The 24,905-nt window shown below is 37.8% G+C and carries 26 protein-coding genes and 1 pseudogene; 14 read left to right on the forward strand and 13 right to left on the reverse strand.

From position 1 onward, the window contains the following. On the forward strand, window positions 1-777 hold a 777-nt coding region (locus G3255_RS18790; protein WP_211656132.1), incomplete at its 5' end, for an IS3 family transposase. A gap of 28 nt (window positions 778-805) precedes the next feature. On the opposite strand, the gene G3255_RS18795 is transcribed toward G3255_RS18790, so the two are convergent. Then, window positions 806-1,279: a hypothetical protein gene (locus G3255_RS18795; protein WP_094942618.1), complete on the reverse strand. Its 474-nt coding sequence runs from the start codon at window positions 1,277-1,279 to the stop codon at window positions 806-808. Between the two features lie 243 nt (window positions 1,280-1,522). Between G3255_RS18795 and G3255_RS18800 the strand changes: the two genes are divergently transcribed. The 4 genes from G3255_RS18800 to G3255_RS18815 all read left to right on the forward strand — a co-directional run bounded on the left by G3255_RS18800 (window position 1,523) and on the right by G3255_RS18815 (window position 4,033). Continuing rightward, window positions 1,523-1,843: a hypothetical protein gene (locus G3255_RS18800; protein WP_203335064.1), complete on the forward strand. Its 321-nt coding sequence runs from the start codon at window positions 1,523-1,525 to the stop codon at window positions 1,841-1,843. A gap of 3 nt (window positions 1,844-1,846) precedes the next feature. Further along, a complete protein-coding gene (locus G3255_RS18805; protein ID WP_203335063.1) occupies window positions 1,847-2,137 on the forward strand; it encodes a type II toxin-antitoxin system RelE family toxin in 291 nt (96 codons plus the stop codon). A 247-nt stretch (window positions 2,138-2,384) separates the two neighbouring features. Further along, window positions 2,385-3,245: an Hsp33 family molecular chaperone HslO gene (locus G3255_RS18810; RefSeq protein WP_211656133.1), complete on the forward strand. Its 861-nt coding sequence runs from the start codon at window positions 2,385-2,387 to the stop codon at window positions 3,243-3,245. Between the two features lie 59 nt (window positions 3,246-3,304). Then, a complete protein-coding gene (locus G3255_RS18815; protein WP_211656134.1) occupies window positions 3,305-4,033 on the forward strand; it encodes a MerR family transcriptional regulator in 729 nt (242 codons plus the stop codon). Window positions 4,034-4,210: 177 nt separating this feature from the next. On the opposite strand, the gene G3255_RS18820 is transcribed toward G3255_RS18815, so the two are convergent. Beyond that, window positions 4,211-5,098, reverse strand: coding sequence for a LysR family transcriptional regulator (locus G3255_RS18820; protein ID WP_211656135.1), 888 nt, complete (start codon window positions 5,096-5,098; stop codon window positions 4,211-4,213). 110 nt (window positions 5,099-5,208) lie between these two features. Between G3255_RS18820 and G3255_RS18825 the strand changes: the two genes are divergently transcribed. The 6 genes from G3255_RS18825 (at window position 5,209) to G3255_RS18850 (ending at window position 12,101) form a co-directional block, all read left to right on the forward strand. Next, window positions 5,209-6,246 (forward strand): YeiH family protein, encoded by a 1,038-nt coding sequence (locus tag G3255_RS18825; protein ID WP_211656136.1) that lies wholly within the window; start codon window positions 5,209-5,211, stop codon window positions 6,244-6,246. Window positions 6,247-6,256: 10 nt separating this feature from the next. Then, on the forward strand, window positions 6,257-7,159 hold the full coding sequence (locus G3255_RS18830; protein WP_211656137.1) for a DMT family transporter: 903 nt from the start codon (window positions 6,257-6,259) through the stop codon (window positions 7,157-7,159). Between the two features lie 27 nt (window positions 7,160-7,186). After that, window positions 7,187-8,398, forward strand: a complete 1,212-nt coding sequence (locus G3255_RS18835) for a MalY/PatB family protein (RefSeq protein ID WP_211656138.1) — start codon at window positions 7,187-7,189, stop codon at window positions 8,396-8,398. Between the two features lie 954 nt (window positions 8,399-9,352). Next, window positions 9,353-10,816, forward strand: a complete 1,464-nt coding sequence (gene pepD / locus G3255_RS18840) for a beta-Ala-His dipeptidase (protein WP_211656139.1) — start codon at window positions 9,353-9,355, stop codon at window positions 10,814-10,816. A gap of 675 nt (window positions 10,817-11,491) precedes the next feature. Beyond that, the gene (locus G3255_RS18845; protein ID WP_211656140.1) at window positions 11,492-11,695 is read left to right on the forward strand and encodes a helix-turn-helix transcriptional regulator; all 204 of its coding nucleotides are present in this window, start codon (window positions 11,492-11,494) and stop codon (window positions 11,693-11,695) included. Between the two features lie 109 nt (window positions 11,696-11,804). Beyond that, on the forward strand, window positions 11,805-12,101 hold the full coding sequence (locus tag G3255_RS18850) for a permease (RefSeq protein ID WP_211656141.1): 297 nt from the start codon (window positions 11,805-11,807) through the stop codon (window positions 12,099-12,101). Window positions 12,102-12,263: 162 nt separating this feature from the next. Here G3255_RS18850 and G3255_RS18855 read toward each other — a convergent pair whose 3' ends face one another. Continuing rightward, entirely contained in the window at window positions 12,264-12,986 is a 723-nt protein-coding gene (locus G3255_RS18855; protein ID WP_211656142.1) for a hypothetical protein, read from the reverse strand. Continuing rightward, window positions 12,973-13,539, reverse strand: a complete 567-nt coding sequence (locus G3255_RS18860; protein ID WP_211656143.1) for an RNA polymerase sigma factor — start codon at window positions 13,537-13,539, stop codon at window positions 12,973-12,975. The genes G3255_RS18855 and G3255_RS18860 overlap by 14 nt, the downstream gene beginning before the upstream one ends. A 500-nt stretch (window positions 13,540-14,039) precedes the next feature. On the opposite strand from G3255_RS18860, the gene G3255_RS18865 reads away from it, so the two are divergent. After that, window positions 14,040-14,645: a VanZ family protein gene (locus tag G3255_RS18865; protein ID WP_211656144.1), complete on the forward strand. Its 606-nt coding sequence runs from the start codon at window positions 14,040-14,042 to the stop codon at window positions 14,643-14,645. 98 nt (window positions 14,646-14,743) lie between these two features. On the opposite strand, the gene G3255_RS18870 is transcribed toward G3255_RS18865, so the two are convergent. From G3255_RS18870 to G3255_RS20335, 9 genes and pseudogenes are all read right to left on the reverse strand, one after another. Continuing rightward, complete coding sequence (locus G3255_RS18870; RefSeq protein WP_211656145.1) at window positions 14,744-14,932, reverse strand: hypothetical protein; 189 nt, start codon at window positions 14,930-14,932, stop codon at window positions 14,744-14,746. 166 nt (window positions 14,933-15,098) lie between these two features. After that, entirely contained in the window at window positions 15,099-15,473 is a 375-nt protein-coding gene (locus tag G3255_RS18875; protein ID WP_068872444.1) for a hypothetical protein, read from the reverse strand. A 211-nt stretch (window positions 15,474-15,684) separates the two neighbouring features. Next, window positions 15,685-16,434 (reverse strand): hypothetical protein, encoded by a 750-nt coding sequence (locus tag G3255_RS18880; RefSeq protein ID WP_211656146.1) that lies wholly within the window; start codon window positions 16,432-16,434, stop codon window positions 15,685-15,687. A 236-nt stretch (window positions 16,435-16,670) separates the two neighbouring features. Continuing rightward, entirely contained in the window at window positions 16,671-16,829 is a 159-nt protein-coding gene (locus G3255_RS18885; RefSeq protein WP_211656147.1) for a hypothetical protein, read from the reverse strand. 1,451 nt (window positions 16,830-18,280) lie between these two features. Further along, on the reverse strand, window positions 18,281-18,598 hold the full coding sequence (locus G3255_RS18890; protein WP_211656148.1) for a hypothetical protein: 318 nt from the start codon (window positions 18,596-18,598) through the stop codon (window positions 18,281-18,283). Between the two features lie 319 nt (window positions 18,599-18,917). Continuing rightward, window positions 18,918-19,985, reverse strand: a pseudogene (locus G3255_RS18895) (IS256 family transposase); the annotation flags it as partial. A 110-nt stretch (window positions 19,986-20,095) separates the two neighbouring features. Then, window positions 20,096-21,082 (reverse strand): hypothetical protein, encoded by a 987-nt coding sequence (locus tag G3255_RS18900; RefSeq protein WP_211656149.1) that lies wholly within the window; start codon window positions 21,080-21,082, stop codon window positions 20,096-20,098. Between the two features lie 56 nt (window positions 21,083-21,138). After that, on the reverse strand, window positions 21,139-21,660 hold the full coding sequence (locus tag G3255_RS18905; RefSeq protein ID WP_211656150.1) for a tubby C-terminal domain-like protein: 522 nt from the start codon (window positions 21,658-21,660) through the stop codon (window positions 21,139-21,141). Window positions 21,661-22,366: 706 nt separating this feature from the next. Then, window positions 22,367-23,206: an AraC family transcriptional regulator gene (locus tag G3255_RS20335; protein WP_211656151.1), complete on the reverse strand. Its 840-nt coding sequence runs from the start codon at window positions 23,204-23,206 to the stop codon at window positions 22,367-22,369. Window positions 23,207-23,333: 127 nt separating this feature from the next. Between G3255_RS20335 and G3255_RS18915 the strand changes: the two genes are divergently transcribed. Next, window positions 23,334-24,260 carry a YobF C-terminal domain-containing protein gene (locus G3255_RS18915; RefSeq protein ID WP_211656152.1) on the forward strand — a complete coding sequence of 309 codons (927 nt, stop codon included), beginning with the start codon at window positions 23,334-23,336 and terminating at the stop codon, window positions 24,258-24,260. A 5-nt stretch (window positions 24,261-24,265) separates the two neighbouring features. Further along, complete coding sequence (locus tag G3255_RS18920; RefSeq protein WP_211656153.1) at window positions 24,266-24,709, forward strand: hypothetical protein; 444 nt, start codon at window positions 24,266-24,268, stop codon at window positions 24,707-24,709. The last annotated feature ends 196 nt before the right edge of the window (window positions 24,710-24,905 follow it).

Below are 24,905 nucleotides of genomic sequence, written 5' to 3' on the forward strand. Positions count from 1 at the left end.
GTGGAACAGCACGCCATTCGCGAAGAACAGGACTATGAAGATTACCTGTTGCTCAAAAGCATCTACGATGCGCATCGTGGGAAAGTCGGGTATCGCACCTTTTATATGGCACTCGCTGAACTGCTTGAGACGCCGATGAACCACAAGAAGATTCTGCGCCTTATGCGCAAATTCAATCTCTTCGCCAAAATCCGACGAGCGAATCCTTACAAGCAAATCGCCAAAGCCACACAGGAGCACGCGGTCTGTCCAAACCTCTTAAACCGCGAGTTTGAACAAGACGAACCCGGGAAGGTGTTCGTGACCGATATTACGTACCTGCCCAACCGTTCGGGGCAAATGGCATATCTTTCTGCCGTGAAAGACGTCGCGACCCGAGAAATCGTCGCCTATGAAGTGACAACGACGCTCACAATGGAAATTGTGTACCACACCTTACAAAAGCTGAAGGAAGCGCTGGATGAAAATGTCCATCCAGAAGCGATGATTCATTCCGATCAAGGCTTCCACTATACCCACCCTGAATGCCAACGACGCGTGAAGAAAATGAAATTGACCCAGTCGATGTCCCGCAGGGGCAACTGTCTCGACAATGCCCCCATCGAATCGTTTTTCGGTCACTTTAAAGATGAAGTCGAGTTTAAACAGGCGACCAGCCTAGCCGAATTAAAGGGGCTGGTGGATGAATACATGGCGCATTACAACGGAACGCGCAAGCAATGGAACCTAAAAAAGATGACTCCGGCACAATACCGAAGTCATCTGATCGCAGCCTAGCTGCCGGGTGCTTTTATTAAATTGTCCACTAAATGGGGCTCAGTTCATTCCTTAAAATCGGGAGTCTATTCTTTAGGATTTTGTTGTTTTCCCATTTAACCATAAGAGCATCTATCTTCTGGTCCTCATAAATATGAAAATATAGATCATCTATGTATTCCTTTACTTCTTCAATTCCTTCGACTTCATAATTCCCTGCCACCCCACTAATAAGATCTGCCGGAATATCTCCGTGCGGAGGATAGCCTAACTCAATCACAAGCTTGTTAAATGTGATGGCATCTTCTCCAATTTCTTCTAGCGTTAGTTTCAGATGCTGATAAGAATCCTTCATATAAGAATCAAAAGAATTTTGCATAAGGTTCTGTAAGCGCAAGCTTAATCTTACTAAATCCTGATTATTATTCATTGCTACGAATTTAGACGGGAGTTTGCCTTCTCTTATAAGACTATTTTGAACGCGAGTTATAGAATTCAAAAATTTTAACACTTCTCTGTTCATAAAAACTCTCCTTTCCACTTGATAAATCATTTTGAAGATGAAATATATTTCAGATATACAAATCTTAACATCAAAATGAAATTTTCAATGTTTTTAAACCGTTCGTAAAAGTACACTTTTACGAACGAATATCAAAAGTCTCATGCACTTAAAACATGTTAGGTTTTCTAATATAAATTAAAAAGACTTTTAAAAGTCTTTTAAAAAGTATATAATGAAACTAACCTAAAGGAGTGGATGGAAATGGCGATGAGAATACTGGATATCCCTACAACTTCGATTTCGAATGTCAAACGGTCACCCATGGAAGCTTTTCAGAAGGCCGATCAAGAAGCTGCTGGCGTGTATGTCTTCAACCGTGAAAAGGTTGCCGGTGTGATGCTTACCCAAAAACAATACGAGTCCTTGAACAGAGAAATAGAAGAACTTTACGATCAGCTGGCTGATTTGATGGCTGAAAAACGGCTGCTGACAGAAAATGTCTCTACTTTTTCAGACGTGGAAGTTCGCGGTGCAACCGCAACTGAATCCCCTGTCATTGATGAAGAAGACGGGTGGGAATAACCGTTGTATCAACTTGAATGGACACAGTATTCAAAGGAAGATTATGAACAGCTTGATGGCAGCCAAAAGATCTTTGTCAATAAAGCGCTGGACCGAATCAAATTGAGAGGCATGGAAGCCGGCCAATCCCTTCATGGCAATTTGGCGCAATGCAACAAGCTGAAAAACAAGAAGATGGGCCTGCGGATTATTTTCAGAGAAGCCGAGGGAACCATCCAAGTGATTCAGATTGTGGCCATCGGTAAACGCGACAAAGAAAAGATTTATAAGATGGCTGAAGAGCGACTAGACTAACTAAAAGGAAGAAAAGGTTCCTCCTATTAATAAGAGCCCGGCATACCGGCACTTCTAAAGTGCTCGCTATGCCGGACTCTTTTTTATTCAACCAGGTTATTCTCTTATTTAATGCCGCAACTTCTGATAATCCTTCATATGTTAACTAAAAATAAATATCGTGAAAATTTCATTCTCCCCTTGAACCTTACGTAGGGTAATGTTTTATAGTAAAGCTAGCTTACTTTTGCAAAAGGGGGGAATCGTTGTGCAAAATGCCATTGTTAAGGCATTAATTAATGAAGAACAGATTCGTCTATATTTTATTGATAATTCCCAGTTGCTTCGCGATATCTATGCCTTAAACCAGGAACTTCCTAAACCGCTTAAACTGATGTTAGGCAAAACGATATCAGCAATGAGCATACTCTCTGGTACGCTCAAAGGGAACCAGCGAATGAGCCTCCAGGTAACGTTGAGCAACACTCGCCATAAGATTTTTGCGGAAGCCGAAGCGAATGGAAATGTCAGAGGATACCTGAACGAGGAACTTTTGAGATCTTCTAATATAGAAGAAAAGTCGATGCAAGATTTGATTGGACCTTCTGGGATGATCCGTGTCATAAAGGGTTCTGAGATGAATCAATTCACCAGTATTACCGATATGCCAAATCAACATATCACGGATGATATCGCCAACTATTTTGTGCAGAGTGATCAGACGCCGACCTATCTTTATTCCGACATTCAGTTGGATAATGGAGCTTCCCTTCTTTCCAGCCATGCCCTATATGCACAACTGCTTCCCGGTGCACCACCACAACTGCTTTCAGAAGTGAAAATGATTGTAAAAGCCAATCCGGATATTTTCAGTAAACTAAACGCTGAAAAAGCGAGTGACAGCGAAGAAGCGTTAACCCAGTTGTTTGGAGATGCAAAAATCATCGGCCATTGCTCCAGTCAATTTTTCTGCGGATGCAGTAAAGAAATGTTCTATGGCATGCTTTATTCATTGAAAGAAGAGGAAATCAAACGGAGCATTGAGCGAAAGGAAGACATTGAAGCTTTTTGCCATATTTGCGGGAAAACCTACACGTTTGAGCAAAAGGAGATGCAGCAACTCTTCTAACTTCGAATTTCTCGGTTTTAGTTGGTGAATAGAAATGTTGTTAAATGGAGGCTAAGCGAATGAAGGAACATTGGAAAGTCGGAGAAGTTGCCGAATTGGCGGGTTTAACGATTCGAACTTTACGCTATTACGATCAAATCTGTTTATTTTCACCTTCTCAGTATACGGAGTCAGGGCATCGGCTTTACACGAAAGCAGATTTGGTCCGTCTTCAGCCCATTTTGTCCTTAAAGCAGATGGGCATGTCGTTAGAAGAAATACAACTTCTGTTGTCTAATCCGGAGGAACAAACCGTTGCGGAGATTTTGCAAACCCAAATTTCTCGCGTCAAAAAAGAGATAGAGGTTCAGCAAAAACTAGTAGCAGAGCTGGAAAATGCGTTATCGGCTGCGCGCAGCAATCGGACCATGTCGATTCCAGAACTTACTAAATTAATGGAGGCGCTGAAAATGAATAAGGAAAAATACTTTTCGAAGCAGCAATTGGATACCATGGAAAGCAGATATGAGAATGCTGATAAACAACTCTTAAAGCAGGCCGAGCAAGAGTTTAACGATCTTATCAAGGAAATACGTTTGGAAAAAGAAAAAGGCGCTTCTCCTTCCGATGAAAAAGTACAAGATTTAGCGAAAAAATGGAATGACATCGTGAATGCCTTTTCCGAAGACGATAGGACTTTCCGCAAGCAAGCCGAACATTTCCACGCCGAAAACCCAGGGAACGAACTGCAATGTGAAATAGATGGCGAGCTATACCAATTTATCAACCAAGCATTAAACCATAAGTGATTTTATATGAAAGGAAGAGGAAAAGCTGATAAGTTGGCTTTCCCTCTTCCTTTCTTGTAGTTGTTTTTAGAGAGCTGCCGATAATCCCTCATATATAAACTTAAGAAACATTTAGCAGCGGAGAATTCCTCTTCCACACATTTTCTGCTTTTTTCTTTTTCTTACATCATGATTTCTCTAAAACTCTTTGTTGCTTCTTAACAAATCTATGAAAACAGAAAGTGCTTTGGTTTGAAACGGCGAGTTGGTAATAATGGCGAATTCCCTTAAATGCGGCATTCCTTTGACATCCAGCACTTTCAAATCAACGGATTTCAGTTCTTTTTGAATGGCCCACTCGGATAAAAGACTAATGCCGTCCCCTGCTTCAACCATTGTTTTAATGGATTGGTTACTGCTGAATTCCATGATATTTTCCGGGTGAAAGTTGTGCTGTTGGAAAACATTTTCTGCTGCCTCTCTTGTCCCGGAGCCATCTTCTCTTAAAATCCATGGCTGTGCTGCAAGTTGATCGATAGTGATTGCCTTCTTGCTTTGCGTCAAGGGGTTTTTTAGAGAGGCAAAGATCACCATTCGATCTTCTGCGAATATTTCTGTCTGAAGTTTTGGCTTTTCTTTAAACCGTCCTTCTACAATGCCGATATCCAATTGGTGATTTGCGACCATTTCAGCAATAACAGCCGTATTGGCGATTGTAACTGCGGCTTTAATATTTGGATAGCTGACCTTTAATTTAGCGATAATCCCCGGAAGAATATATTCTCCAAATGTATAGCTGGCGCCCACTGATAGCTTTCCAGCAGCCTGACTGCTCAAATCTTCCACCAGGTGTTGCATCTTCTCGTAAAGTTCTGTCATTTCTTTCGCATGATGATAAACGATTTCTCCTGCTTTATTCAACCGCACATATTTGTTCGTTCTCTCCAGAAGTTTCACTCCCATTTCAGTTTCGAGCGAACGGATATGCTGGCTGACAGCCGGCTGCGTCATGTGCAATTGCTTTGCGGCCTTAGAAAAATTTTGCTCTTCCACGACTTTAACAAACACTTCAAGCGCTTGATTCATAGTTCTCCCTCCGAAGACATTTTTTAATAAGTTTTACTTATTATCATACACCTTATTATTTATTTTACTTATCTCAGACACCTTCTTATAATGACTGAAGAGGTGAGCTTATGTCATCAAAGCACTTTTCATCAAACAATTCTAATTTTCCCGATTCACCAAATATGAAAGCATGGATAAGCGGTGTATTCTTTACGTTTCTTATCGCTTTTTTGGGATATTTACTGGCAAAAGCTCCCGGCTTTGATTTTATCGGACAAATGGCATGCGCCATTATCATAGCGGTCTTCTACCGGCAAGCTTTTGGATACCCATCCAATATACGCACTGGCATAACTTTTTCATCCAAGCATTTGCTGAGGGCTGCGATTATTTTATATGGGCTGAAGCTTAACATCGACATTGTGCTGAGCGATGGCATTGGCTTATTGGTCAGAGACGTAGGAGTCATTGTGTTCGCTATCGTCGGAACGATCTTGCTCGCTAAGCTCTTCAAGGCGGATAAAAATATATCCTTATTGCTGGGTGTAGGAACAGGTATATGCGGAGCCGCCGCAATTGCCGCCGTGGCTCCTATTATTAAAGCGAAAGACGAAGACACAGCCATCGGCGTGGGCATTATTGCGTTGATGGGAACAGTTTTCGCCATCTCCTACATCATCCTTCGGCCATTCTTGCCAATTGGTGATATCGAATATGGCTTATGGACGGGAACGAGCTTGCACGAAGTGGCTCATGTGGCACTGGCAGGCGCTCCAGCCGGAGAAGATGGATTGGCTCTGGCTTTGCTCGCGAAATTGGGCCGTGTCTTTCTTCTTATACCGGTTTGCTTCATTTTTATTGTTCTCACGAAGCGAAAAAATAATGGCTCGGAAGAAAAAAGCAGTAAGATTGAATTTCCCTGGTTTCTTCTTGGATTCATTGCAATGAGTATACTTGGCAGTTATGTACTGGGTCCTGTCATTTCCATACCAGCCGGCTTGATGGAAGCTGTTTCTGTTTTAACAACTTGGCTGTTGACTGCTGCTATGGTAGGTTTGGGACTGAACGTAAGTCTGCGGGATTTACGGGAACGTGCTATGCTTCCCTTGGCTGCAATGACCATCGTTTCTATTGCATTATCGGTATTGACGTACTTCATAATTTAAGGAGGATAAAGTGAACCAGAAAACTTTTTTTATGGCTTTTATCACTATTCTTATTTGGGGATCCACTTTCGCAGCAATCGGTGCCAGTTTAGAAGGTGGATATGAAGCCGGCCATTTAGTATTGGTCCGTTATCTTATCGCATCTTTACTATTTTTAATTTATGCTCTTTTCAACAGAAAACAGTTAAAAAAACCCACTAAAAATGACTTGTTGAAAATTATAATTTTGGGCTGGGTTGGGATCAGTGTATACCACATAGGCGTAACTTTTGGCATACAAACTATCCCTGCTGGAACTGCCGGCATGCTTATTGGTGCAGCGCCGATTTTCACAGCAGTTATTGCGATGCTTGTATTAAAAGAACGATTAACCGTATTAGGATGGGTTGGCTTGGGAGTGGGCTTTGCCGGCATTGTTTTAATCGCTGTCGGTTCCAGTGGATCATCCTTTTCTTTAGCCAGCGGAGCCTTATTTGTCTTAGGCGCCGCCATAGCAACTTCTATTTTCTTTGTATTTCAAAAGCCATTGCTTACAAGATATAACCCGATTGAACTTACCGCCTATTTCACATGGGCAGGAACGCTTCCCTTTTTCATATTTTCGCCTGGCCTGTTGGATACGCTTCAACAAGCTACTGCTGAAGCGCATCTATCCGCTATATACGTAGGTATCTTTCCAGCCTGTATTGCTTATGTAACTTGGGCAAAGGCCCTTTCTTCCGGAAATGCCAGTGCGGTAGCGAGTATGATGTACTTGGAACCCGCCATTGCTATAGCTGTTGCATGGGTTTGGTTAAAAGAATGGCCTGAAACTCTTTCAATTACAGGTGGAATCGTTGCTCTTGCTGGGGTTATTATTATCAATGCGCTGGGAAGAAATAAAGCTGGCAGTAAACTCGGATTAAATGAGTAAAATTGAATTTTAAAGAGGAAAGATAAAATGAATTCATTTGAAGAAATATATGACCGTAAAAATAGCCGATCCGTCAAATGGGATGCAATGGGCGAAATTTATAATTTAGATGAGACTTCTGATGTTTTGCCTATGTGGATCGCTGATATGGATTTTCCTGCTCCTTCACAAGTTCTAATGGCTTTACAAAAAAGACTCGATCACTCTATTTTTGGTTATTCTCTTATGTGCGATGAGTGCCGGGAAGCCGTCATCAACTGGCAAGCTAAACGAAATGATTGGCAAATCAACCCTGAATGGCTACTGTTCCATCACGGCATCATTCCGGCTATCGCCTCAATCATCGAGACTTATACAGAGAAAGACGACAAAATATTAGTCACGCCACCTGTCTATCCTCCATTTTTTCAATTAGCCCAAAATCAGGACAGGAAAGTGCTGTATTCGAATCTTGTCGAACAAGACGGTCACTATACCATCGATTTCACAGACTTTGAGGAGAAATTAAAAGAATCCTCTCTTTTCATTCTTTGTAATCCGCATAACCCCGGAGGCAGAGTCTGGTCGATTGAAGAATTGCAGAAAGTCATCAAACTTTGCAGCAAATACGATGTCCTCATTATTTCAGATGAAATTCATGGAGATTTAATTGTTGGTCCCGAACGGTATACCCCTTTAGCTAAAATTGCTGGAGAAGAAAGCAATCGGATCTTCACTTGCCTCGCCCCTACCAAAACATTTAACCTGGCAGGCATCCAAGTTGCTGCCATTGTGGCAACCGACAAAGAAAAACGCTTAAAACTGGAAAAACATGCATTAGCTCATGGTTCTGGCATGCTGAACTCTTTTGCTTCAACTGCATTAATTGCAGCATATAACGAAAGTGAATCCTGGCTCGAACAAATGCTGTCAGTAATTTCCCGAAATATGGATTACGCCATTAAAGAATTAAAGCGTCAAGTTCCTGGAATTGAAGTCACAAAACCTCAAGCGACTTATTTGTTATGGATCAATTATCGGTCTTTGCATTTATCGGAGAAAGAAGTAATGGATCTTCTGCTTACGCACGGAAAAGTTGCTTTGGAACCTGGCAGTAAATACGGAGAAGCCGGATTGGGATACCTCCGTTTAAATGTTGCCTGCCCCCGTCCAGTTTTGGAAGATGGCGTGAACAGAATAGCATTCGCATTAACCAAAGAGAAAAAACAAATGATGGAAACGAAAGAAGATGTGCTTTGAACAACCAGTGCTTGTACCCAGTCAATGCTCTAAAACCTATTGAAACTGGAACTGCAAGATTCGCGGGATTAAAATGTAGGGTAATATAGAGAATGCATTGTAATTTTTTTAAGAAAAATAGAGGATGGAAGGCTTGTTCAAGCTATCCATCCTCTTATTGATATTTTAAACTCCTATAATAAAAGTATTTGTTATTTACGAACTTCCGGTAACCTCATAATATGTAAACTGAGTATCAGTCAAAACTTCTTTAATTATTACTTTAAACAGAACACTTTATGTACTCAACCTCCCCCATTGCATTAGCACATCAGGTCTGATATTTCTTCATCACCTTATAATGATTATCAACAGAGATTCCTATTAAATTTTTCTTATATAAGTCTATAGTTCTTCTTAATTTTCTTGGAAATACAACAGGACTCAATGAATCTATTTTTGAAAAAGCAATTTTGCGAAACTCCCTTGCATATGCTGCGATTCATGTGAGAAAGCAACAGCAGCTGTTAAACTTCAACAGGCATGAGAAAATCTTGCATTTCACGAATTTAATTTGATAGCAAAATGAGTGCATGACTGGCGTTGCCTAGACAGTGTCGGAGAATTCGTCCATCCGCTATTTCCTTCATCAAGCTTAAATATTTTTCCGATTTTTCAATTTAATTTTTCTATTCTTCTCGTCCGGTTCGTATCTCGTCTCTATACCCATGAGAATTATAGTCCAGTGGTTGGTGTACCAAGAGAAGAATGTAAAAATGCAGCCAGTGCGCATCTAATGCCCTGTTATCCTTAATCTCCCTAGAAATTTCCATACTTATAAGGGAACTGATAACGACAAGGCTCCTACCTCATTTGGGTAGAGTTCGCCTGGAACTCCTTCCTTTTTTATTGGGGTTATAATAGTTTTAGTTGGAGTGACCATTTTGATTGGTTAAAAGAAGGGGGAGTTATTTCATGAGTAACAGATTATTAGAAAGCATAGAACCTAAAGAAGTTTTTCGGTACTTCGAAGACTTGACCAGAATCCCGCGTTGTTCTGGAAAAGAAGAAAATGTGGTAGCTTACTTGATCAGTTTTGCCGAGCAACATGGATTTGATTGGTGGAAGGACGAAAAATTGAACATCGTCATTAAAAAACCTGCCACAAAAGGATACGAATCAAGACCAACCATTATCTTACAAGCTCATACAGATATGGTGTGCGAAAAGGATAAAGAGACTGTGCACGATTTTGACACCGACCCGATCAAAATCGAAATCGAGGAAGACCGAATTATCGCAAAGGAAACAACGCTGGGTGCAGACGATGGAATAGGAGTTGCACTTGCATTGGCCCTCTTGGCTGATAAAGATGCAGAGCATCCGAATGTGGAATTAATATGCACTAGTGATGAAGAAAGGGGGCTCGTCGGCGCCGAACACTTTGACATGGCAATGGTGGAAGGCGATGTGCTGATTAACTTGGATGCCAATGAGGAAGGGAAATTTGTTGTTGGCTGTGCAGGAGGCCCAGTCGTCAGAATCGAGATCCCGTTGGAGAGAACAACCATTGTTCCAAACGGAATGTCAGCATTGAATATAAGAATCCGCGGGTTGACAGGCGGTCATTCCGGAGAGGACATACACCGAGGACGGGTCAATTCCAACAAGCTGATGGCGAGAACCTTGGTGTCACTCAGCCATGAAGTAAACTACATGCTTGGAGACATAAGCGGCGGCATTCATTATAATGCAATCCCGCGGGAAACAGAAGCGGTAATTTTCGTGAACGCTCAAGAGAAACAAAAAGTAATCGAGACAGTTCTGTCCTACCGAACAACCTATAAAAACGAATACAAGGTGACAGAACCCGATATGGAAATCACAGTACAAGAATGCCTGGACGGCTCGGACAATTTGCTATCTGATTTATCTAAGAAAAGACTCTTCGACTTTCTTTATCTCTGTTACAGTGGAATAGTCCGAATGGATGCGGAAATCGCTGGTGCTGTTGAGAGTTCGGTCAACTTGGGCACAATCCACTTAGAGAAAGAGACTGCGGTCATCCAGATGATGACAAGAAGTTCTTTGGAAAGTGCTTACAGAGAGATGTACAATCAGATTGCCTATTTGGCTGAGTGTGTGGGCGGGACCGTTCATATAATGTCGGATTGTCCCGAGTGGGAATACAACCCTTCTTCAGAGGTAAAAAAAGTCTTTCACAAGGTCTACCAGGAAATGTTCGGCAAAGCACCTGAATTCTTCATTTTGCATGCCGGTCTTGAATGTGGTGTGTTTGCCAAAAAAACAAACCGCCCGATGGATATGATTGCAGCCGGACCGACATCCAAAAATTTACATATGCCAGGAGAACACCTCTCTATTTCTTCCGTCCAAAATTTCTGGAGATTCTTTAAAGAAGTTGTTAAGCATATATAAATGAATGACCCGACAACTTATTCATAGCTATAGAATGCTAAAAAGCAGCCCCCATGGCTGCTTTTCGTGTTTTTTTAGACGGAGACAGCTCTGCTTTATTCTTATTAGCAGCGATTTTATCAGTCTTGCTGAACCGGTCCTCTTCATGATGTTCGCATTTGTCCTCTCTTCTAGCTTACTGGGGTTTCTACTTTTACCTCTGTCGGCACACTCATGCCACTTAAAAAAGAGGGGATTTCATGGGCCTGTCCTTTACAGAGATACTCTATTTCTTTTCAAAATTGTACCTGCCCCAGTGTTACAAAAGACTCCAGGTCTGGGATATGCTCTACCCTCAATCAGCGTAGCCTTGCCCACTGCTCCTAATCCTTCTGCGCCCTAACAATATAGATGTTTAAATTTTTTTGCAAACCACTTGTCTTAAGGAATCCATTGTCATCCATAATAATAAAATTGTTCAAAAGTGGAGATTTATTTATAAATAACAAACTAAAAGGAATCATGCAGTTGTTTAAGCAGGAGAGAACCTGCTCTTTGAGCAGCATAACTTTTTCTGCCCCTTTGAAGCAAGGGACTTCCGATAATTGCCCATATGTTAACTATTTGTGTAAAGCTTTCTTTACGTTAAGTGTCCTTTACATATATACTAGATTTATTAAATGAGGAAGTGATTAAGTGAATAATAAACTGAAGGAATTTCGGGAAAAAAATAATTATTCACAAGACGGGTTGGCAAAGGAGTTGGGCGTCTCCAGGCAAACGATTATTTCGATTGAGAAAGGGAGATACAATCCATCCCTTCCTCTCGCTTTGCAGATAGGTAAAATATTTGATACTTATATCGAGGATATTTTCTTTTTGGATGAGACTGTTGAATGAACAAACTACTTAAAATTATGGAGGAGATCTTATCGATAATCGAGCAGCATTTACACTTTTCGGTTCTTTTTTCGCCTTGATTGGCGGCTTTCTATTAATTGTCGCCATCATGGCGAAAAGCGCTCCAAATTCTGAAGCTTACACTCTGCTTTCTTTTGCTGTCATGTCTTTTCCTTTAAGTTATTTATCACCACAATTCAGCCAAAAAGACGAGCGTATAAGGATGATCCGGGAAAAAGCCATGTTTATCTCTAGCTTAGCTTTCTTAGTCTATTCGTTTGTCCTTACATCAGCTCTTGGCTTTAATCTTATCCACTTGTCTGCAATCGAAGCCATCAACATCCTGATCGCCCTCATGATCAGCACCATCTTTATCTCAATGGTTTTTTTCGCCCGAAAATATTAAAAAGGAAGAAAAGACGCTCCGCAAGCAGTCTTTTCTTCCTTTTTTTTCATAGGTTGCTTCCGATAATCTGATGATATGTAAACTCATATTCTAAAATTTCTAGTGGTTTCCTATACTAAACTAGCTACAAAATAAAGTGACTGCCGTTAAAATAAGAAACGATTATTCATTGATTGTTTCTGACTTAAATATTTTTGGTAAAGCTTTCTCTATGGTTTTAAATATATTTGATAAAGCGTTCTTTTCTTCATAAGTCCAAGTCATTTCTTCCCCTTCAACGGTTGCAAGGTAGCCCGTAGCATAGTAATCATGATAAGGGATTTCTCGAGCTTCTTCATACTCAAGGTTTTCATCGATAAATGGATATTCTCCTTTATTTGAATTAAGGAAGAAGAAAGGAATATTTGAATCCGTAAAAACTTTTGTGTATTGTTTTTCAGCGGCAGTCGATAAACTTTCTTTCATTACAAAAACTGCGTCAAATTTTCTTATTTCATTAACAGTAAATTGTTCAAGTTCTATTACTTGAAAGCTAATCTGTTTTTCATTGATTTCTGGTATATTTCCCAATACCCCAATAAATAACTCTTTTCCTTCGTATAAGTCTTTATCCTGATTTTCATTATTAAACAATCCCGGTATGGAAAAGCTGGTCATGGATGATGTCCCCTTATTTAAATCTCCTATATAAGTAACACTGAGAAAGAGGAATAAACTTGCGGCTGCTACTAATACCGTCCAATATACAGGATTAAATTTTAGCGTTTTCTTTTTTTTCTGGCGTATACCACTTTGTATCCGTTCCCATTCTTCGTGTGTGGAACGGATATTCTTATCTAGAAATTCATTCACTTCTTTTTTTACATCAATCTTAAAATGATCCATTTATATTCCTCCTCTCCAGATTCTTCAAAAGTGCGTTTTTCCCTCGTAACAACCGAGATTTAACCGTGTTGTGGTTAATTTCAAGAATTTCACTCACTTCCTGCATTGTCATCTCCTGGAAGTAGTATAAAATCAAGACTTCTTTAAACTTAGTTGGAAGTAAGGAAACTTGTTCTAGTATTACTTTAGAGTGCTGGCGATAGAAATATTGATCTTCTGCTGAGATTTCTTTTTTTATTAAATTATTTATGGGCTTATAAATAATATTCTTTATACGCCAAAGTCGTTGATGGTCTTTACATTTGTTAATGGTGATTCGAGTTAACCATGTTTTATAATTCGATTCACTTCTAAATTTAGACAGATTTTGAAAGCAACTGATATAAACTTCTTGGATGATATCCTCACATTCAGAATGGTCATTTATGTATAAGTAAGCAACTTTTTTAAGGTCAGTGGCGTATTCTCGGAAGAGCTGGTTTAAAATTATTTCTGCATCACTTTCTGAATTTTTTTCTATTTCTTCTCTATGTGAAAGTTCTTGCTTACCCATTCTCCAATTCAACTCCTTTCATCATATTAGACGAATACCAGAGCTATTTTGACCCCTGATTTTCTTTTTTTTTTACTTAATTCATTTTTTATCTTTTTAAAAAGAAAGCATTTATAACCTTAGCAAAAGAAAAGCGTTCGGAAGCTACACTTATACAGACAAAAAGAGAGAAAAAAGGCTGATTCCAGCACTTCTTTTCTCCCTTGATATTTAAAAAGCTCCTGATAAGTTCGGATATATAACCCTACATCTTTCGAGATTTAAGCTTCAAAAGCTTAAAGAACAGCATTCTGAATATATCATTTTTTCTAATGAAAATAGTTTGAAATGATTTTCTGGTGAAGTCAGTAAAATCCGGGAACTGAATGTAACTTAATTAGGATTATGTTACATTCACATCTAATAAAAAAATGGAACTTGACTGGAAAAATATTGGTATAATCATCTAAGATCGCTAATAGATAAAAAGAGGTGTGAAAACACTAAGAGAGAGGGAAATCGTGTTCAAGACATTAAAATCTAAGAAATTAGTAAAAATCCTATTATTTTTGGTGAGTTTGTTAATCGGAAGCTGGTTGTATGTAAGCTTTTTTATGAATTTATTGCCACGTTTTTTCGGCAATATGGAAAATATCGAAAAGAACATTTTAGCCGTTTTGATTATTGTCATTACTACCTACATATTGCTGCTAATTTTACTTAGAATCGACAGCAAAAAAGAAAGATATGTTCTTCTAGGTCTTTATTTATTGGTCTTAATTTTAGGGTTATTGCGCCTTGACCCACAGCACCGGTACGCCACTGGAGAGATCGGATTAAATCCACTTGGTTTTATTTCAGATATATCGGGCGACGAGGCTGCTTTTTACGTCATGGCCATCAATCTATTGATTTTTGTCCCTTTTTATTTCTTGTTAGCATACGCCAATATTCTTAAAGGATGTTGGTCCAGACTTCTCATTTTCGAACTATTTATTCTTTTAATTGAGTACCTACAGTTCCAATTTAATTTTGGCCTTTTTGATGTCTCGGATATTTTCCTGTATAACATTGGTTTCTTAGTAGGATATGTTGTTTCTTTGCCTGTTCTAAAGTTTTTAAAGTAGGCAAAGAAACAAGAAACTGAATGTAACTTAATTGCTAATAAGTTGCATTCAAATTAACAAAAGAACCACCTTTTTCAAGGCAGTTCTTTTTCCTTTGGTCAATTCTCAGCTGATTTTTTCTTCTTCCATGCATCCCCAATAATAAAGACTAAACCGACCCAAACCATGATAATTGCCATCACAATGACCCAAGGCCAGTTGAACTCTTCAGCAAGCAAATTGTAAATGAGTGAGTAAACAAAGAGAATGACTACTAACCCAAAAGCGATACGTCTAGCGTACTTCATAAATGCACTCCTGACCGTTTCCTATTTCTAATCCTCTTCCCTCATACTGAACCCTTTACACATGGTCAGATTCGATTTGCTGGTAAGCGCTATCTGCTTTAAACAACGATTCTGAATGTAACTTAATTCACATTAAGTTACATTCAGTTGTAATAGAACCAAGTTTTTATGGACCCGTAATTACAGCCATCGGAGTTGATTTGCCGTTTATGAGTACGTCGATCATTTCCGTCTCCTTGTCAATCTTCAACTTGAATACATGCTGTTTAATATTGTCACCATCTTTTGGTACAGCTTTTAATTTTATGTTTAACTTGTCTCCTTGTTTTTCAAGAGAAGCAGTTACCTCATCCTTTGATTCATAAATAAGATAAGCCATTTCTCCATTCTTATTTATCGATTGAAGAGGGACAGCCGGATCTAATAGTTCTTGCACATTTTCTGGTGCCTTGTTTAGTTTTTCGATACTAGGTGTAGACTCAATTAAATTACATGCTGACAGCAAAGTAAAAATGAGTACAATTACCAGTGTTTTTTTCACTATTCTTTTCCTCCTCTGACTTGGAACTTTTTTCCTTTAAATTTATTTATCTTATTTCAAGAAAAGTCAGTATATTAAAACACGAATGTAACTTAACTGCACCTAAGTTACATTCAATTTCCCTAAATTAAAGCTTTTTATTTGTTGCAAATCCTAAATATATCGGACTACCGATGACTTAAGGTATGTAAACTGCGATGCTATATTACAACTATCGTTGTTCATTTACAAGTTGTTTTAAGTATCCATCTGGCAGCTGAACTGTTTCTCTTAGGTGTCTTGTATAGTAATTGTCGTCTGTTGTTTGAATTTCGAGCAGAAGTCCGTCCGTTTCCCCCATCTGATAGGGTCCATGAAAATGAATATCCAGCGTGTCTCCCTTTTCCATTGCAAGTGGCAGTTTCACTTCTCTACCGTCACGCGACCAGGAGACAGTGGCAGATGAACTGTAATGGCCAATTGTAGAAATAGCCATTGGTTCTGGCGCCGTAAATATATAATGCAATTGATCCTGTTCTAATTTCCCTTCTGCTGCTTCCTCTTCCAGTAACAGGATGCCATCAGCTTCTATAGGGGAATAATCTTCAAAAGAAACATTCGCCAAAAAAGTGCGACTCGAATTTTCAGGCATGAGATAAGCCAGTTCCTCATCGCTCAACTCAATTGTCGCTTCACGCAACTGATATCCATTTTGCGCAATCAGGTCCCTGATAATTTGTATATTTTCTTCTTCTGTTTCACCATTGGTCTGAGATGGAGGATAAAAGCCTTTTCCGTTCACAGTGACCTCCATTAAATGGGCATCATCTTGTTTTGTAGTAATATAGGAAACACTCATTGTATTAGTAGACTCTATGACTTGCGCAGATACAACAATTGGTTTTTCGATGCTTGCTTTCGGCCAAAGCCAATAAACCAGAATAGAACTCAGTACAAGTAAAATCCCAACCCACTTTTTCATTTCATCGCCCACTTCTTTTTCAATTTTTAATCGAACGTCGCTTCTTCCTCTTAATAAAAATGAATCGAAAAATTATTTCCTCTTCTTTTCACATTAACATTATTTGGTTATTTAGAATAGTTTAAAATTATCTTTGTATCTAATCAACGACGAGAAAAGCGTTCGTAAAAGTACACTTATTCAAACACAAATGGAGAAAAGAGGCGTTCTAAACGGCCTCTTTTCTCCATTTGTATTCAAGCAACTTCTGATAATCTGATGATATGTAAACCTGTAGCCATTAGTAAAGAAATAACTTTAAATCCCCCTTCTTTTCTAGCAATGGCAACAAAATTCAATACGAAATCTTTCTGATCAATAAATTTTGCTATGAGTACAATTGAGACTTTTATCATTTAGTGCCTTTTCTTTGTTTTAGTATAGAGTGTTTACATTATTCAAAAAAGGGAATTTTTAGTATAAAGAGTTATGAGAAAGGAGATTCCATGTTTGAGTCAAGTATAGAGGTAGGAATTGTGCTGTTTCTATTTATTTACTCTGTCGTTGTTTCTTTTATGTTGCTGTCTCAGAAAAGAAAAAAATCTACTCATTGATGAACTGAGCTCCATTTAATGGACAATCTAATAAAAGGATAGCTTAAGTTGGATTGAGATAAGATGACTTCGATGTTTTGCGGAGTCATCTTTTTTAAATTCCATTGTTTACAAACCTCCGTTGTAACAATCCATGTAGTCATCCACAAGCCCCTTAAATTTAAATTATTAATTGTCTATTTAAAATCGATATCATTTGTAATTCGAACTTGAATAGTGAACTGCTGGAATAAGTGCAAAGTAAACCACTTCTCTATTGAAATAACCGTTCGTAAAAGTACACTTATTCAGACGAAAAACGCGAGAAGAGACCTTTCGATTAGCTTTTCTCGCTCTTTATACGAACAGCTTCTGATAATTCAAAAATATACTAACTCACCATGCTTTGATATTCTAACCTCATATATTTACATGAACTATTACCTTCCTAGCGAAGGGTATTCAAAACTGAAAGCTGACAAGAGAGTCTTTATAACAAAGTCTTTCTTATCAGCTTGTTGAAAAACTCAACTTATATTTACTTAACTGTTAGTGGTTAGGAAATATTTGTAATATCTTATTTCTTAGGCCAACTTACTTAGCAATAGGTCCAATTTTTGACATGTTGTGTTGCAACACAACGGTTAGACACGTCTGTTCTTAGACAGACAAGTATCATCATCGCCTTAATTATCGAAAAGGATCAAGTTCTTTCGCATTCAAGAAATTCCGTTCAATTGTCTGGCTGCAAAGATACTCTAGTTTTTACTACTTACAGTGCTGGTATTGATACAGATATGCCTCTTGTAAGGCTCGCAATATGTCGAATGATAGTCCGCTGTAATTCATTTGTAAAAAAGATTCGGCACGTAATTGACAATTGATATAACCATGTCTAAGCTTTTGTTACCCAGATTGATCCTGGTGGCGTAGGCGAGTTTGCACCTCATCGGATAAGGACATGCACCCATCGATTCCACATACGTAAATCGTTTTTTTGAGGATTCCGGTAACACAGCTTTTAGAACAGCGATATTCCATTACAACAAAATTCCGTTCTTCCGAAATGTCATACACTCTGTATCGAGCGTAGCGACTTTAGCAGGAAATGGCTTTGGTTCAAACCTGCATCGTATCGGGGGACTTTTTTGTATAAGAGAATATCTCTACTCTCAAAGAAAAAGACCTAAAGGAAAGCACAAACCGAAGAAAAGCTGCCGAGGTTTCTCGGCAGCTTGAATGATAGATAATTTTTTTATCTACCACTAGCAATATCAATATTCGGGATAAGGTAAGGGGGCACGATACAACCATCCGGAATATGTCGCTCCTCCATAATATATTTTTGAGCGAACTAGATATCCTCGATACTGGTATCCGTTTTGATTAGAATATACAAAATATTTATCGAGCACATTTCCACCTTTCCATATGTCCTCAACATAAATCCTATTTACTGGAGTTGCTTGAGTTACGAATGCTTCGGAGTTGTAAGATCCTGTAGTTGTATAGTTAGCTAAAGCTGGAGTTGCAAAAAACAGCCCTGTAACTGCTAGAGAGATGACTATTAGTAACTTAAATGAATATTTCATTGATTTTCCTCCTCTAATAAGATTAATTTTGATAAAATGCATCTTACAAACTGGATTCAATCGTCTTCACTTAATTGTTACTGAACCTTCTATCAAGGAATATTATGAGGGAAGCAACGCATTAATGAAATCCTCATTTTACACAGACCCCCTTTTATTACATTTACTTCAGTAGTTATAATAACATAAAAAATTCAGAATATACAGAAATTATTATTATTAGAAAAATTAACAAAAAGTGCGGAAAATTAATAATCATGTATAAATAAGTAAGAATCTTTTCTTCTATTATATATAAATTATTAAACTTGCTTGAACAACTCTGCAGCTTCGCACGAGCTTTATCAAATCCGATGTGGCATCGGGTAGTGAAGTTCTCATTTCAGATTTCAATTTGGGAAACCAGGAAGCGCTTTAAAGAATATTCGTTTGGAAATTGCTTTTTGCGCCTTCTGTATTTTTTTCTTTCTTGTTGAAATATTCAATCAAATCGGTCGAATAGATGCTTCGCCAAATGGATCTTGGGAAGTCGTAAAATGTGAGGATATGCATAATCGCCTCCACTGATTTCGTTGTTTGGGGATAGGCTGTTTTCCATTTGTCGACAAAGGTTTTCAGCGCTTCTTCGCCCAGATCTCGACTCTATGCCCGGCACACTGATTTGAAGTCTTCACAGATTTCTCTGCAGTTAGCGACACGGATTTTATGGGAGATGTTGCGCGACAAGTGGACGCAGCACACTTGATACTTGGTATTCGGAAAGATAGCGAAGATGCAATCGGTGATCCCTTTCAAGCCGTTGGAGATAAACAAAAACATCTCTTCGACACCACGCTCTCTCAAGTCCTGGAGTATTTCTTTCGATCCATCATCCCGCTGGACGCCAACGGTAATATAGACGGCTTCTTTGAAGACCGTGTCGCGCTTGAGGGAAATGTAAGTTGCATGCAGATAGACACAAGCATAACTTTGATCTAACGGACGAGATTTAAAGGCTTCGTCATATTGGAAATAGTTTGCGGCGTGTAATTATGGCCATACATCTTCTCGATCAGATTCGAAATCTCAGACATTATCACGCCTTTTTGAAACATGTGGATGACAAAGGACTCTGATGTATCGTTTGAGAGTTTGTATGGAACGACCGTCTGTTGGTTGAATTCTCCATTTCAGTCACGCGGAATCGACAGATTTACATCCCGGCACGCCGTATGGAGTGTCCGAGTGCAGACACCATTCCGTTAATTGCCGGAATTGAAACGATACGGTCATATTTTTCATAGTCCAGGAAAGCTTTCAGTTCCGTTCCCAGGTGCATACGAAAAATTTCGGAGATGTCTTCTTTTTTCACTAAATTTTGCACAATATCTGTTGTAAACTGAGTCATAGAGAATGCCTCATTTCTGTGAATTGATTTTGGTGACTTAACTCTACAAGAAAAGATCTTCCTTTTTCTATTTATTCATTTACACAAGATATTTTACGCTCTGTTTGTTATCAACTATCATCTCTATTTAGACTCTCTCTAATACATTCTTGTATCCAATTATCCAAAGAAACGCGGGCTTTTCTTGCCACATTATTTAGAGCCTCGTAAGTATCTTTGTCCAACTGTATCTCGACTACTTGTAAGGATCGAGAAAAAACTAGTTGGTCCTCTTCCCCCCTAATTTCACCAAAAATACTGTATTGATTTAATAAATTAACGGTGTTTTTTAATTTTTTAACTGGCAAAATATAAGATCCATTTCTAACCGAAGCGAAAATCTGATTATTATGAATTTTTGCATTGAAATTTTCAATACCGCATACACTATAAAGAGTATCCAAAACTAGAGGGAATTTTTTGTCTGTTAAAGGCACTACTAAATCAGTGAAAGTTTTATTTTTTTTATGAGAAATAGGTGATTTATGAATAGAGTACTTTGGGATTAAATTAAACTTTTTATTAGCTTCTACGTATGTAACAAAATTATTTTTATCTACATAGAATCCCATCTTTCCACCTTCCCCTTCAATTAAGCGAACCTCTTGACTTCCGTTAAGAAGAAACAGTTGATAATATGCTCTATCCATATGTGTGTAGTAAAGATAGTTCCTTTTAGGTCTGGTAGATTTTTTTTCTTCTTTTAAATACTGTATAATTTTCTGCTCTTGGGACGATGTTATTGCATATCTCTGTCTATTAGCATACAAACTAATAGGGACTTGTTTTACATTTAAATTTAATGAAGTCACTATTTCACTAACTGTTCCTGGATGGATATTTAGCTCCTTAGCTAAAGTAGAAAAAGATTTTCCCGCCGAGTCAAGAACCTTTTTATCACGAGACAAACGATCTACGTCAGCCTTCTCAAACCGAACTCCGCTAAGTTCTCCTTCTACTTTGCGTTTTAAATAACCTCGTTTTTCATACGAATAAACAACTGCAATCGAACAATTTAATAAATTAGCAACATCTTTAGCTGAATAAGATTTTTTCATCTAATCCCCCTCCACTGTATCTCAATATTTGTTAAAAGAAATACCCAAAAGAATTTTCATCTACTATTTTTAAGACAGAAAGTATGGAAGAGTACTACTGAAAGAGAAGCTGCCTCCTTTGTTTCATAGGAGACACAAATATTGTGAATTTCAGTACTTCTATACAATAGGGTAAGAGAAATCATGGCTATCTTCTTACCATCACAATGCAAATGATAAGTTCCTATACTATCTTTTTGAAAAAGATAGGTACTATCATTTAATTTGAAAGAATAAGTTCCAGCTTCCCACAAGGGACTAAAGTGATGAATTAGTGCTGTAGAGCTCATAATATAATCTGTGATCCTCCAACAGTTTTTTAGAAATGAATAATGAATACTATATAAAGGTCTACCTTTTTCAGTAGATATTTGATAGGTATAGAAATAATTTAGTAATAGTCTTGAAAGCAAGAGCTTATTAGGAAATTGGTAATTATAATTTTTTAATAAGAAGAGAGTCACATTCTGTTCATCAACAATAGGTATCTCCTGTAAAACATTAGTTGAATTAGGGATAATATAAACAAAATTTTCCATTGGTAGTGACCCCCATATGCTTCAGTAAACAAGTTTAGTAATTCTTTTTCGATTGCTGATATTGTCTCGAACTCATCCTCAGTTAAAAGGAGTTTCTTCGGTAAGTACTCACACACTCCCTCCTCAAACCATATTCCGTTTGCTCGTTCATCTCCATATTTGTCTAAAAATAAAGCTGAGTGATGAATAAATTTGTGACCTACTATTGTAAGTATGTGATTCTTGGAAAGTTATTACATCCGATGTTATGTAAATCATGCCTATATTAGTAAATGAAGGAATTGTCAGATCAAAAAAAATAGATGTTGCTACTTCTGCTGAAGTCCAAATCACGCGTTTTGGTTTATCTACTAAGACATACTCTTCTAAGGGTAATGGGTACTCGTTTAAAAGTTCGCTAAACGCTGAGTAATATCCTGGTGCTTTTCATATCCCTCTATGTCTTCAAAGGCATAAGTATGCATCATTTACTAAACTCCTACTTATCGCGATATTTCTTCGAACATATAAAAATTAGCACTTCTCAAATAAATCAGATACTCACACTTAAACATTAACATAATTAGGATAAGGTTTTTTAGGAAATAAACCGTTCGTAAAAGTACACTTATCCAAACGTGAAGAAAGAGAAGAAGTTGTTTAACTTCTTCCCTTCGGGTAACTATTGCACGTTTGGTGAACCGTTTATAAAGAATCCCTCACTATCTTAGTTATTCTTCTCTAAAGGAACCCATATCTGCATTTGATACTCTTTAGAATCAACAACTTTGTGAGGATAGAATTCTAAATCAAATTTTCCTGAATAAGTATATCCGCTTTCTGGAAAGAATTGCTTCCACATATAATTCCAAGCATTATGTATTGATTCTGGAATTTTTCCGATACATGGGATAATGGCAAATGTAGAGGATTCTATCAGAACGACTTCAACAGGAAGCTGTTTAACTTTATCTGGATTTTCAACTTCCCAGCCTGCCATATACTTAACCTGTCCATTGTCTTGCATGTCATAGCAAACTCCAAAGCTTTTACCACTGCTAAAACTTATTAAATCGTCCACTAATTCAGACTCGGATAGCTGCTTCCAAAGTATTGAGATATCTGGACTGTTTACTTTTGTGTCTATGGAAATACCAGCGACATAAAAAGCCGGAAGTGTTTTTATTTCTATTGGGAGGTCGTTTCCTCCTTCGATAGATAAATTTAATTTTAAAGCATTAAAAAGGTTCATGGGAGCACCTTTGCGGACATTTGACGGTGTAGCTCCATGTTGTTTCTTAAAAGCAATCGCAAAAGCGTCTGGCGACTCATAACCGTATCTTAATGCAATATCGAGAATGCTATGTTGTGTCTGTTTTAATTCAAAAGCGGCCTTCGTTAAGCGGCGTTTTCGAATGTATTCAGATAGTGTAACGTTAAATAAAACCGGAAAAATCCGTTGTAAAGAACTGCCACTGATATTGAGCCCCTTACAGAGTTGAGTGTAATCTACCTCTTGTTCGATATTTTCTTCGATACGCTTTAATATCTCTACTAAATCATCCACTCTGCACACTTCCTTTTATAAGCATCATATCATTATTGAAATACTTGTATTTACCTTCATTTCTTGTACAGAAAATGACGGGAAAGAACTGATAAAGGAGACTAAAATGAAATGTGGAGGTGTTCTAATGGATTTATTTATTGGGGATGTACCGTTATGCTACACTAATTCAGTTGCGATGGTATTGAAATCACAGGGGTATCATTATCAACCTGAATATCTAGAAGCAATAATGGTGATGGGAAATGGAGCAAGTTTTGTAGATAAAAATTCAAAACATCCATTAGTCTTCTTTGATAATGGATTGCCGGATTTATCAATTAGTAACTGTTTAAGCATTTTGGGATTTAATTACGAAGAATTCTACTTACCGAATTTTGATGAAAATGCCATTGTCCATACTAGGAAGAAGCTAGAACAACTTTTGAACAATGGTTCAGTTGTTGTAGGTCCATTGGATATGGGACACTTAAGTTACAATCCGAACTCTCTAAATCTAAGCGGGGTAGATCATTTTGTTTTGGTTACAAAACTAGAAAAAGATTTTGTCTATTTACATGATCCTGCAGGATATCCATGTATGAAAATGAGATTTGGAGAGTTTGTAAAAGCTTGGAAAGCAGAAGCTATTCATTATAAAAGAGGCTCATTTTCAATGTGGGGGAACTTAAAACGTATTAAAGAACCAACTCCACAAGAAATATTTCACGATGTATCTATCATTATGAAAAAGCGTTATGAGCAAGGATCCACAAAAGTAATAGAGTACTACGCAAACTCTGTTAAAACAAATGGATTAAATCAACAGCAACAAGAAATACATCAGTATTTTAGTTTTCGGCTAGCTTCTGCCAGAAACTTATACTTGAGTGAGTTTCTTAAAGGCTTTGACTTAACTAGAGCTGAAATTAAAAAACAACTGTCTATTTTGTTCGGACAAGCGCACTTGGATAGCATGGAAGAGGATTATACTCACTTAGCAACTACACTTATGGATATTGCTAAACTAGATCAACAATTTAGAACGTTATGTCTTCAATATAAAGGAGTATGATATTAGTGGATAAAATCATTGAAACCGAATTGGGAACTATACAAAAGGTTGTTGTAGAAAAAATGCAGTTTCTTTATACAGAAGTTTCGAATGATATAGAAAGCCAAAAGAAAACTTGGCCAGAATTTGAAGCACGTTTCCCCTCTTTAACCGGCAGAAAAATGTATGGGCTAGATTACGGCAAAAGTAACTTATACCGAGTTTGTTCCCTTGTTCGTGAAAGCGATAATGGAGAAACTTTTGGATTGAATCAATTCGAATTTGAGGAAGGAACTTATATGCGATTACGACTCAAATTTGAGCCACCAGAACTATATGAAAAAATTGGTCCAGCTTATACGTTATTGATTGGTCAATATGAAGGATCTATAAATTGGAATCTTCCGCTTATAGAACATTACAAGGCAAAAAATATTTTAGATATTATGGTGCCAGTTGCAAAACAATAACTACAATTTCATTAGTCGTACTGCACTAATAGAGACAATGAGTCGATATATGAAAGAGTTATTTAACAGAAAGAATTATAGGTTTATAAACAGAAAAGCGTTCGTAAAAGTACATTTATACAAACATAAAAATAGGAAAGAAGCTATTAAGCTCCTTTCCTTCCGACAAATTCATGATATGTAAACTACACATGCT

This window comes from Planococcus sp. MSAK28401 (assembly GCF_018283455.1).
Lineage (GTDB): Bacteria > Bacillota > Bacilli > Bacillales_A > Planococcaceae > Planococcus > Planococcus alpniumensis.